Below are 12,905 nucleotides of genomic sequence, written 5' to 3'. Positions count from 1 at the left end.
ACTCAGGACCGAAAGGATTCCAGGTGGACAACCACCGTATCGCCTCCGCTGCCTCGTCCGAGAACCTGCCGCTGACCGCGGCGCAGACCGGCATGTGGTTCAGCCAGCAGCTCGACGACGACCGCGCGCACGTCATCGGGCTCTACCTGGACCTCACCGGCGACCTGGACGACGACCTGCTGGAGGAGGCGATCCGGCGGGGCATCCACGAGTGCGACGCCGTCAACGCCACAGTGACCACCGCCGACGGCACCCTCGTGCAGACGGTGACCGCCCCGGACGACTGGCGGCTGGCACGGAAGGACCTGCGGAACGAGCCGGACCCACAGCACGCGGCGACCGCCTGGATGACGGCCGAACTGGCTCGCCCGCGCCGGCTCACCGACGTGCCGTACCACACCACCGCCCTGCTGCGGGTGGCCGACGAGCGGTCCTGGCTCTATCTCAGCATCCACCACATCGCGTTGGACGCACTCGGCGCCGCGCTGCTGGCGAAGCGTTTCGCCGCCATCTACACGGCGCTGGTGACCGGTGGCGACCCGACGGCCGACCCGCTGCCGCCGCTGCGGTCGCTGCTCGCCGAGGACCAGGAATACCGTGACTCCCCGGACCTGGCCGCGGACCGGGCGTACTGGACCGCGACGCTGCGGGACCGCCCCGCGCCGGTCTCCCCGGCCGGGCGTGTCACCCGCGCCGACCACCCGCCGCTGCGCCGGATCAGCACCCTGCCGGCGGACGTGGAGGACGGGCTGCGCCGGGCAGCGCGGGCGGCACGCACCAGCTGGCCCAGCGCCTTCGTCGCCGCGGTCGCCGCCTACCTGCACCGGGTCACCGCGTGCGACGACATCGTCCTCGGTTTCCCGGTCGCCGCCCGGACCACCCCGGCGGCCCGGGCAACACCGTCGATGTCGTCGAACGTGGTGCCCCTGCGGGTGCGCATCCCGGCCGGTGCGGTCTTCGCCGATCTGGTCGCCGAGGCGGCGGCCGCCGTGAAGGGGGCCACCCGGCACCAGCGGTACCGGCTCGAGGAACTGACCCGCGACCTGGGGGTGGACCCGGCGGCCGACCGGCTGCACGGCCCGATGGTCAACATCATGCCGTTCGACTACGCCCTCGACTTCGGCGGCGTCACCGGGACCATGCACAACCTTTCCAACGGCTGGGTGGCCGACCTCGCCATCACCTGCTACGGCGGGCGGCCGGGCGCCGGCGAGCCGCTGCGCGTCGGGTTCGTGGCCAACTCCGGTCTCTACACCGACGCCCTGCTCGACGGGCACCGGGATCGGCTGCTGCGCTTCGTCGCCGCCCTCGCCACCGACCCCCGGGCGCAGGCGACCCCGGTGGCCTTGCTGGAACTGGTGACCGGCGCTGAGCGGACCCTGCTGACCTCCTTCAACGACACCGCCGCCGAGGTACCCGCCGGGTTCGTGCCGGACTGGGTGGCCGCCCAGGCAGCCCGGACGCCACACGCGCCGGCCGTCGTGCACGGTGACGAGAGCGTCACCTACGGCGAGTTCGACACCCGGGTCGGCGCCCTCGCCGCCGTCCTGCGCGACCGGGGGATCGCCGTCGGCGACCGGGTCGGCGTCGCCCTGCCGCGCTCGGCCGAATTGCTTGTCGCGGTGCACGCCGTATTGCGTGCCGGGGCCGTCTACGTGCCCGTGGACCCCGACCACCCGGCGGACCGGGTGGCTCTCGTGCTGGCCGAGGCGGGCACCCGGTGCGTGCTCACCACCCGGCCGGTCGCCGGGACGCTGGGCATCGACGGCGACGCCGTGCTCGCCCTGGACGAGCCGCTGCCCGCCGTGCCGCGTACCCCGATGCCCGCACCGCACCGGGAGCAGGCCGCCTATCTGATCTTCACCTCGGGATCCACCGGACGCCCGAAAGGCGTGGTCGTCGCGCACGCGGCGATCGCCAACCGCATCGCCGGGATGCAGCGCGAGTTCCGGCTCGGCACGGACGACCGGGTGCTGCACAAGACCCCGATCGGCTTCGACGTCTCGGTGTGGGAGCTGCTGTGGCCGCTGACCGCCGGCGCGACAGTGGTCGTCGCCCGGCCCGACGGGCACCGCGACCCGGCCTACCTGGCCGAGACGATGCGCTCGGCCGGGGTGACGACGGTCCACTTCGTGCCGTCGATGCTGCGTGCCTACCTCGAGGACCCCACCACCGCCGGCCCGCGGAACCTGCGCCGTGTCATCTGCAGCGGCGAGGCGCTCCCGGCCGACCTGGCCGCCAGGTTCGCGGCCAAGGTCGGCGTGCCGCTGTTCAACCTGTACGGACCCACCGAGGCCGCCGTCGACGTCACGTCCTGGGCGTACCGGGCCGGGGACCCGGGGCCGGTGCCGATCGGGCGCCCGGTGAGCAACACCCGCTGCTACGTGCTGGACGCCGCGCTGCGCGCCGTCCCACCCGGCGTGCCCGGCGAGCTCTACCTGGCCGGCGCGCAGCTGGCCCGGGGCTATCACGGCGCGCCCGGACTGAGCGCCGCCCGGTTCGTTGCGGACCCGTTCGGCGCTCCCGGCACCCGGATGTACCGCACCGGCGATCTGGCCCGGTGGCGCCCGGACGGCGTCCTGGAGTACCTGGGCCGCACCGACCACCAGGTCAAGGTGCGGGGCGTACGGATCGAGCCGGCGGAGATCGAGGCGGTGCTCACCGCGCAGGACGGGGTGTCGGCCGCAGCGGTCACCGTCCGGGAGGACCGCCCGGGACGGCGCGACCTGGTCGCGTACGTGGTGCCGGCCGCCGGTGACGGCGAGGGTGACGAGGCGCCCGAGCAGCTCGACGAGTGGCGCACGGTGTGGGAGTCGACGTACCGCCGCGACGGCGCAGAACCGCCGCTGGGCACCGACTTCACCAGCTGGAACAGCGTTCTGGACGGCACCGGGATTCCGGTGGACGAGATGCTGCGATGGCGGGACACCACTGTCGCGCGGATCCTCGACCAGCGGCCCCGCCGGATTCTGGAGATCGGCGCCGGTGCCGGTCTGCTGCTCGCGCCGCTGGCCCCGCACTGCGAGGCGTACTGGGCCACCGACCTCTCCGCCGCGGTGATCGAACGACTGCGCGGGCTGGTCGCCGCCGAACCGTACGCCGACCGGGTCGAGTTGCGCTGCCAGCCGGCCGACGTGGTGGACGGGCTGCCCGGCGGCTTCGACACCATCGTGCTCAACTCGGTCGTCCAGTACTTCCCGGACCCCGGCTACCTGCGCCGCACCCTGGACGCACTGGCCGGGCTGCTCGTACCGGGCGGCCGGATCTTCCTGGGGGACCTGCGTCACCCGTACGGCGCGAAGCTGCTGGAGACCGAGCGGCAGCTGCGGCGGACCGGGACCAACCGGACCGCGGCGGCCGTGCGCCAAGCCGTCGATCGTGCCCTGCTCACCGAGAACGAGCTGCTGGTGGGCCCGGCCTGGCTGACCGCCCTGCCGTTCCCGGCGGTCGAGGTCCACGTCAAACGCGGCGACTACCACAACGAGCTGAGCCGCTACCGGTACGACGCGGTGCTGCACACCGCGCCGGCGCCGGCCGCCGATCACCCGGTGGCGATCGCCGCCTGGGACGCGGCGGCCGGTCTGGCCGGCGTGGAACAGCGACTCGCCGCCGATCCGGGGGCCGTCCGCGTCACCGGGGTGCCCGACGCCCGGACCGGCCACGTGGCCGAGGCGGCCCGGCTGCTGACCGTGCACGCAGGCGCCGCGCCGGCAGTCGACGCCCTCAACCGTCCCGGTCCGGCCGGCGTGGTCGAGCCGGAGGAGCTCTACCTGCTCGGCGCCCGGCTCGGCCGCCGGGTCGCGGTCGTGCCCGCGGGTGCCGGCCGCGTCGAGGTGGTGTTCGCCGCGCCCGGACCCGACGGCGTCCTGCCGGCACCGGACCTGACGGAGCAGGGACCGCCGACAAACGATCCCGGCCGTGCGCGCCGGCTCGCCGCGCTCGGTGCCCGGCTGCGCCGGGCGGCACAGCAGCAACTGCCCGAGGCGATGGTGCCCGGCACGATCGTGATGCTGGCCGCGCTCCCGGTCACCCCGAACGGCAAACTCGACCGAGCCGCGCTGCCGGCCCCCGACTTCGCCGCCGGAGGCGGCCGTGCCGCGGCGACCGAGGCCGAGCGGCTGCTCTGCGAACTGGTCTCCGACGTGCTCGGGGTGCCCGGCGCCGGTCCGGACGACAGCTTCTTCGATCTCGGCGGTGACAGCATCACCGCGATGCGGCTGGTCGGTGCCGCCCGCCGCGCCGGGATGGCCTTCGAGGTACGCCACGTCTTCGCCGCCGCCACCCTCGGCGAGCTGGCCGCCACCGCCGGGTCGGCGGTGCCCACGGCGGACTCCGAGCTGCCGGCCGAGGTGCTCACGCCGGAGGAGACGGAACGGATCGCGGCCACGTACCCGGACGCGACAGAGGTCCTGCCGCTGACTCCCGCCCAGGCCGGCATCCTGGTGGAGTCGCTGCGGGCCGGGAACGCGTCCCCGACCGACGCCTACACCGTGCAGGCGCGAATCACCCTCGACGGCCCGCTGGACGCCGGCAGGCTGCACGCCGCCTGGCAGACCCTGATCCGCCGGCACGACGCCCTGCGCGCCGCCTTCGTCCCGGACACCACGGGCGGCCCCGTCCAGGTCATTCTCGCCGACCCGCCGGCGGCCTGGGACGTCGCCGACCTCGGGGCCGCCGCGGACCCGGCGGCCGCACTCGACCGGCTCGCCGCCGCCCAGCGCGCCGAGCGCTTCGACCTCGGCCGTCCGCCGCTGGTCCGCGCCGTCCTCGTCCGCCTGGACGGCGACCGGCACGTCCTGCTGACCGCCTTCCACCACATCCTGCTCGACGGCTGGTCACAGCCGGTCCTTCTGGATGAACTGCTCACCGCGTACGCGGAACCGGGCACACCGGCCACGGCGCCGCCGATCCGCGCCCACCTGGCATGGCTGGCGCGGCAGGACCGGGCGGCCGCCCGTACCGCCTGGGCGGAAGCGCTCGCCGGGGCCGAGCCGACTCTGCTGGCACCGGCCCGGCGCGGCAGCGGCGCCGGCGCGTCGATCACCCGCTCCCTGCCGCCCGAGGTCAGCGCCCGGCTGGCTGCCGAGGCCCGCCGCTGCGGGCTCACCCTCAACTCCGTCGTCCAGGGCGCGTGGGCCCTGCTGCTGGGTGCCCTCACCGGCCGTGACGACGTGGTGTTCGACGCGCCGTCGGCCGGGCGTGCCGCCGAACTGCCCGGCGCCGAGGCCATGGTGGGGATGTTCCTCACCACCGCACCGGTACGGGTCCGCCCGGCACCCGGCGAGCCGTTCGTGACCACGCTGCGCCGGCTGCAGGACCAGCAGGCCGCCCTGAGCGCCCACCAGCACCTCGGGCTTGCCGAGATCCAGCGGCTGGCCGGCACCGGACCCCTCGCGGACACCATGGTCGTCTTCCTCAACCTGCCCGCCCGCGAGCAGGCCGCCACCGCCGGCGGCCTGCGGATCGGCGCGGTCGCCGGCGAGGTGGCCACCCATTACCCGCTGCGCCTGATCGCCACCCCGGGTGACCGGCTGACCCTCCGCCTCGGCCATCACACCGACGTGTTCCCCGCCGCGCGGGCCGAACAGATCCTGAACTGGTTGCTGGCGTTGCTGACCGAGTGTGCCGACGGGTTCACCACCCCGCCGATGCGGCACGGCGTGCTGGACGCCGCCGGACGTGCCCGGATGCTCCTCGCCGGCCGGGGAGCCGGCGTTCCGGTGCCGGACGGCACGCTCGCCGACCTGGTCGAGGCCGCGGCCGGCACCGACCCCGGGGCCGTCGCGGTGGTGCACGACGAAGAACACCTCAGCCACGGTGAGCTGCACGCCGCCGCGAACCGGCTCGCCGCGCTGCTGATCGCTCGCGGTGCCGCACCGGAGCGCCTGATCGCCGTCGCGGTACCGCGATCGGCGACCCTTGTCACCACGCTGCTCGCGGTCGCCAAGTCCGGAGCCGCCTACCTGCCGGTCGATCCCGGCTACCCGGCGGAGCGGATCACCGCGATGCTGACCGAGGCGCGTCCGCTGCTGATCGTGACCACCCGGGCGGCGGCCGGCCGGCTGCCCGCCGGCGACGTACCGGTGCTGACGGTCGACGACCCGGCCACCCGGGCCGCGCTCACCGCCCTGCCGGACACCGCTCCGGCCCGTGCCGCGCTGCGTCCCGAGCATCCCGCGTACGTGATCCACACGTCCGGGTCGACCGGCCGCCCGAAGGCCGTCGTGGTCCCGCACCGCGGCGTCGTGAACTACCTCGCCCACCTCGGTGCGGGCAGCCCGGATGCCGGGGGCACCGCGCTGACCGCCTCGGACGTCGTGCTGAACCTCGCCTCGGTCTCCTTCGACCCGTCGGTGCGCGACATCTTCGGCGCCCTGGCCGCCGGTGGCCGGGTCGTGATGCTGAGCCCGGCGCAGGCCGGTGACCCGGCCGCACTGGCCCGGGCGATGGTCCGCCACGGCGTCACCGCGCTGCTGTCGGTGGTGCCGTCGATGCTGGCCGCGATCACCGAGGCGGCTGTCCGGCTCGGTCTCGAACCCGCCCCGCGGCTGGTGATGACCTGCGGAGAAGCGCTCACCCGGGTGCACTTGCGCGACATCGCGGTCCTCGGCGACTGCACGGTGGTCAACCAGTACGGCCCGACCGAGACCACGATGACCGCCACCCGTCAGCGGGTCGGCGGCGCCGGCGAACCCGCGATCGGGCGGCCGCGCCCCACCATGCGGGCGTACCTGCTCGACCACCGGCTACGGCTGGTCCCGCCGGGCGTGACCGGCGAGCTGTACCTGGCCGGTCCCGGCGTGACCCGTGGCTACGCCGGCCGGCCCGGCGCCACCGCCGAGCGGTTCGTCGCCGACCCGTTCGGCCCCGCCGGCGCCCGGATGTACCGCACCGGCGACCTCGCCCGCTGGGACGACGAGGACCGGCTGCACTACGCGGGCCGGGCCGACCACCAGCTGAAGATCCGCGGCAACCGGATCGAACCGGCCGAGGTGGAGGCCGCGCTGACCGCCGAGAACGAGGTGTCCGCAGCCGTCGTCACGGCATATGAGGACCGGCTGGTCGGGTACGTCGTGCCGGCCACCGCGGACCCCGTGGCCCTGCGCGCCTCGGTGGCGCGCCGGTTGCCTCCCGCGTTCGTCCCGTCGGCGATCGTGGTCCTCGAGGAGTTCCCGCTCACCCCGAACGGCAAGGTCGACCGCCGTGCCCTGCCCCGGCCGGTGTTCACCGGCACCGGGGGAGGGCGGGCACCGCGTGGCCCGCGCGAGGAGCTGATCTGCGACGTCTTCGCCGAGGTGCTGGGCCTGACCGCGGTCGGCCCGGACACCAGCTTCTTCGACGCCGGCGGCCACTCGCTGCTGGCGGCCCGGCTGACCGGGGCGGTGCAGGCCCGCACCGGGCTGGAGGTGTCGCTGGCCGACATCTTCGACGCACCGACGCCGGCCGCCCTGGCCGTGCGTCTCGACGCCGCCGCGACCGGCCGGGCCCGGCCCGCACCGGTCCGCCGCTCCGCGCCCCTGGATGACCTGCCGCTGTCCGCCGCGCAGCGCCGCCTCTGGTTCCTGCACCGCCTCGCGGACGGTGGCGACGGTGCCGCCGCCTACAACATCACCGTCACCGTCCGGATCGCCGGCCCGCTGGACGAGGCCGCGCTGCGTGCCGCCCTCGACGACCTCGCCGCCCGGCACGAGGTGCTGCGTACCGTCTACCCGGAACGCGACGGCGTGCCCCGCCAGCGGATCCTGGACGCGGTCGCTGTCCCGGTCCGCCTGGTCCGCGCCACCGAGGCGGAACTGCCGGAGGTGCTGAGGGCCGCCACGGCCCACCGCTTCGACCTGGCCGCCGAGGCGCCCCTCGCCGCCACGCTGGCCGCCGTCGCGCCGGACGAGCACGTGCTCTGCCTGGTCGTGCACCACATCGCCGCGGACGGCTGGTCGCTGCGGCCGCTCGCCGCGGACCTGAGCACGGCCTACGCCGCCCGCCGGGCCGGTCACGCCCCGCGGTGGTCGCCGCCCGTCCTGCGCTACGCCGACTACACCCGGTGGCAGCAGGATCTGACGCACGACGGCGACCTGGCGTACTGGCGGCAACAGCTGCGGGACCTGCCCGACCAGCTCGTCCTGCCGACGGATCGGCCGCGACCCGCGGTACCCGGCGGACGCGGCGCCTCCTTCGTGCACACCGTGCCCCCGCACCTGCACGCCGCCGTCGCCCGGACCGCCCGGGAGCACGGGGCGACCGTCTTCATGACCCTGCACACCGCACTCGCCGCGCTGCTGACCAGGCTCGGAGCCGGCACCGACCTCCCGATCGGCACCGTCGTGGCCGGGCGTCCCGACGCCGCGCTCGACGACGTGGTCGGATGCTTCGTCAACACCCTGGTGCTGCGCACCGACACCAGCGGCAACCCGGCCCTGGGCGATCTGCTCACCCGGGTACGCCAGACCGACCTGGCCGCGTACGCCCACCCGGAAGTTTCGTTCGACCGCGTCGTCGACGACCTCGGGACGCCCCGCACGGTGGACCGCAACCCGCTGTTCACCGTCCTGCTCGCCGCCCAGCCGGAACTCGGCGGCGGCGGACTGACCCTGGCCGGTCTGCGCACCGAGGTGCTGCCCACCGCCGCCGGCACCACCCGCTTCGACCTGTCGCTGAACGCCGTGGAGCACCGTGCCGCCGACGGCACACCGAACGGCATCGACGTCCGTTTCCAGTACGACGCCGACCTCTTCGACGAGTCCACGGTGCGCCGCATCGCCGCGTCCTGGCAGCGTGTTCTCGGCGCCCTGACCACCGACCCGCGTACCCGGATCACCGCCGTGGACCTGCTGGACCCGGCCGACCGGCATCGGGTGCTGCACGAGTGGAACAGTGGGCCGGTCACGCCCGCCCGCACCACGGTGGTCGCGTTGTTCGCCGAGCAGGCCGCCCGTACCCCGGATGCCCTCGCCGTCCTCGACGAGGATCGGCAGCTCACCTACGCCCAACTCGCCGGCCGGGCCGCGGTGCTCGCCGCGCTGCTGCGGGAGCGCGGGATCGGTGCCGAGGACCGGGTGGCGCTCCTGCTGCCCCGATCCGCCGACCTGGTGACGGCCGTCCTGGCGGTGCACGCGGCCGGCGCCGCGTACGTGCCGATCGACCCGGACTACCCGGCCGAGCGGGTGTTGCTGCTGCGCGCGGATGCCGGCGTCGCCGAAACGATCACGGCCACGGGACCGGGGGCGCTGGCGCTGGACACCGTCGACTGGGCCCGCCCGGCCGGCGCGCTGACGCCCGTCGCGGTCACCCCCGACACGGCCGCCTACGTCATGTACACCTCCGGCTCGACCGGCCGGCCCAAGGGCGTGGTCGTCGCGCACGGCGCCCTGACGACCCGCATGCTCGGCATGCAGCACGACTTCCCGCTGGACGCCACCGACCGGGTGCTGCACAAGACCCCGACCGGCTTCGACGTGTCGGTGTGGGAGCTGTTCTGGCCGCTGCTGGCCGGTGCCACGACTGTCGTTGCCCGTCCCGGCGGGCACCGGGACCCGGCGTACCTGGCCGAGACGATCGCCGCTGCCGGCGTGACGACTGTCCACTTCGTGCCGCCGATGCTGCGGGCGTTCCTGGACGAGCCGGCCGCCGCCGGTTGCACCACGCTGCGGCGTGTCTTCACCGGCGGTGAGGCGCTCACCCCGGATCTGGCCCGCCGTTTCGGCACCATCCCGAACGCCGAGCTGCACCACATGTACGGCCCCACCGAGGTGACTGTCGACGCCACCCAATGGCCGTCCGTGTCCGTGACCGACCCGGACCCGGTCGTGCCGATCGGCCGGCCGGTCGCCGGCACCCGCGCTCATGTGCTGGACGCCGCTCTGCACCCGGTGGCTCCGGGCGTTGCCGGCGAGCTCTACCTGGCCGGGACCCAGCTCGCCCGCGGCTATCTCGCCGCACCGGGTGCCACGGCCGGCCGGTTCGTGGCCGATCCGTTCGGCGCACCGGGCGACCGCATGTACCGGACCGGCGATGTGGCCCGGTGGCGGGCGGACGGCGTGCTGGAATTCCTCGGCCGCACCGACCACCAGATCAAGATCCGGGGAGTGCGGATCGAGCCCGGCGAGGTGGAGGCGGCTCTGCTCGCCCAGCCGGGGGTCACCCGGGCCCTGGTCACCGTGCACCGCACCGACTCCGGTGCCACCCACCTCGTCGGCTACGTCGGCGGCGACGCCGATCCGGCAGCGCTGCGTGACCGGCTGTCCGACGCGCTGCCCGCGCACCTGGTGCCGGCCGTGCTGATGCCCCTGCCCGCGCTGCCGGTGACACCGAACGGCAAGCTGGACCGTGCCGCGCTGCCCACCCCCGACTTCGCCGCGACGTCCGCACCGGCCGCCGCCCGCACCCCGGACGAGCAGCGCCTGTGCGACCTGTTCGCCGAGGTGCTGGGCGTGCCCGCGGCCGGCCCCGACGACGGTTTCTTCGCGCTCGGCGGCGACAGCATCATGTCGATCCAGCTGGTCAGCCGCGCCCGCCAGGCCGGCCTGGCGATCTCCGCCCGCGACATCTTCACGCACCAGACGCCGGCGGCCCTCGCCCGGGCCGCGGCCGGGGCCGCCCCGGCCCGTGCCGTTTCCGCGGCCGGTGACGGTGTCGGACCGGTCGCGCTCACGCCGATCGTGCACCGGTTGCGCGAGCGGCGCGGGCCGATCGAGGCGTTCCACCAGTCCGTGCTGCTCGACGTGCCGGGCGACCTGGACCTGACCGCCCTGGTCGCCGCCGTGCAGGCGGTGCTGGACCACCACGACGCACTGCGGCTGCGGCTGACGCGTACCGCCGGCGGACGGTTCTGGGCGCTCGCCGTCCCGGAGCCCGGCGCGGTCGACGCCGGCTCCGTGGTGGAGCGGCTGCCGGTGACCGGTGGCGAGTTCGACCGGGTCCTCGCCGCCGCGGCGCCGGCCGCGGTGAGCCGGCTGGCGCCGGAATCCGGGCTGCTCGTCCAGGTGGTCTACGCGGACGGCGGCGCGGACGGTGGGCGGCTGCTGCTCGTGGTGCACCACCTGGCGGTCGACGGGGTGTCCTGGCGGATCCTGGTCCCCGACCTGTACGAGGCGTTCGGTGGCGGCCGGCCCGCCCCGGTGGGGACCTCACCGCGCCGCTGGAGCGGGGTGCTCACCGAACGCGCCCAGGATCCCGCGTTGCTCGACGAGCTGGACTGGTGGGTCACCGAGCTCGACGGCCCCGCCGTGCCGCTCGGCGACCGGGAGTTCGACCCGGCCCGCGACACCGTCCGCACCACCCGGACGGTCACCGTGACACTGCCGGCGGAAGTGACCGAGGCGCTGCTGACCGATGTCACCGGACGTCTGCTCGCCGGCATCGACGACGTGCTGCTGGGCGCCCTGTCCGCCGCGGCGACCCGCTGGCGCGACCTCGCGGGCGGGCTGCTCGTCGACCGGGAGACCCACGGCCGCACCGAGCTGCCCGGCACCGACCTGACCCGTACGGTCGGCTGGTTCACCGCCGTGCACCCGCTGCGGCTGCCCGCCGAGCCCGACCCGGCAGCGGCCGTGGCAGCGGTCGGCGCGCGGTTGCGCGAACTGCCCGGCGACGGCACCGGGTTCGGGCTGCTGCGCTATCTCAACGGACAGACCGCCACGATGCTCGCCGGGCTTCCGCGACCACAGGTGGCCTTCAACTATCTGGGCCGGACGGACATCGGTGCCGGTGGCCGGCTGCCCTGGCGGGTCGCCGGAACCGGGGCCGGAGCCGACCCCGACGCCGCGCTGACCTGTCCGTTGAGCATCACCGCACTGATCAGCAGCGGGTCCTTGACCGCCACCTTCTCCTACGCCGGTGAGCTGTTCGGCGAGGACGACATCCGGTCACTCGCCGGCGCCTGGCAGCAGGTACTCACCGGGTTGGCCGGTTCCGGCCGCGGACCCGCCGACTTCCCGCTGGCGAACCTGGATGAGGACGCGGTGGACCGGGTCCTCGCCGCCTACCCGGACGCCGAGGACATCCTGCCGCTGTCGGCGCTGCAGGAGGGCATGCTCTTCCACGCGCTCTACGCGGAGCGCTCCGCCGACGTCTACACCCCGCAGCTGGTCGTGGAGCTGACCGGTCCGGTGGACGCGGACGCGCTGCGCGCCGCCTTCGACACCGTGCTCACCCGGCACGCGAACCTGCGGGTGGCTGTCGCCCACGACGTCGCCGAGAACCCGGTGCAGGTCGTCCTGCGTGGCCTGCGCACCCCGTTCGCCGTCGTCGACCTGCGCGGACGCGACGCCGGGGAAGCGGACCGGCTCGCCGCCGAGGAGAAGGAACGCGGCTTCGACCTGGCGTCGGCGCCCCTGATCCGGGTGCTCCTGATCCGGCTCGACGACGTGCACCGGATGGTCGTCACCCACCACCACCTGCTGCTCGACGGCTGGTCCATGGCGCTGCTCGCCCGGGAACTGTTCACCGTGGCCGGCGGCGGGCAGGTGGCGCCCGTGGCCCCGTACCGCGCGCATCTCGCCTGGCTGGCCGGGCAGGATCGCGACGCCGCCCGCCGCGCCTGGGCCGCGGCCCTGGACGGACTGGACGGGCCGACCATGCTGGCGCCCGGCTCGGCGTCGCCGGACAGCGCCTATGCCATGCACCACGCGACGGTGCCGCCGGAACTGGGCGGCCGGGTACGTGCCTGGGCGCGCGAGCGCGGCCTCACCGTCAACACCGTCCTGCAAGGCGCGTGGGGCCTGGTGCTGGCCCGGGTCACCGGCCGCGTCGACGTGGTCTTCGGCGCCACCGTCAACGGCCGCCCGGCGGACGTGCCGGGCGTGGAGTCGATGATCGGCCTGTTCATCAACTCGCTGCCGGTGCGGGTGCGCCCGGCCGCCGGTCGTGAGGTCGTCGCCGTGCTCCGCGACCTGCAGGACCAGCAGGCC

Annotated in this window: 1 protein-coding gene (running past one end of the window); it reads left to right on the top strand. The window is 75.2% G+C overall.

The window, feature by feature from the left end:
• Positions 1–23: 23 nt before the first annotated feature.
• Positions 24–12,905 carry the 5' portion of a non-ribosomal peptide synthase/polyketide synthase gene (locus LPA41_RS04420; protein WP_229068488.1) on the top strand. Its footprint extends 11,589 nt past the window's final position, so the window shows 12,882 of its 24,471 coding nt (coding positions 1–12,882); the start codon lies at positions 24–26; its stop codon lies beyond the right edge, outside the window.

Origin of the sequence: Actinoplanes sp. DH11, assembly GCF_020873875.1 — a bacterium.
In the GTDB taxonomy this organism is placed as follows: domain Bacteria; phylum Actinomycetota; class Actinomycetes; order Mycobacteriales; family Micromonosporaceae; genus Actinoplanes.
This window is presented reverse-complemented; position numbering and strand designations above follow the sequence as displayed.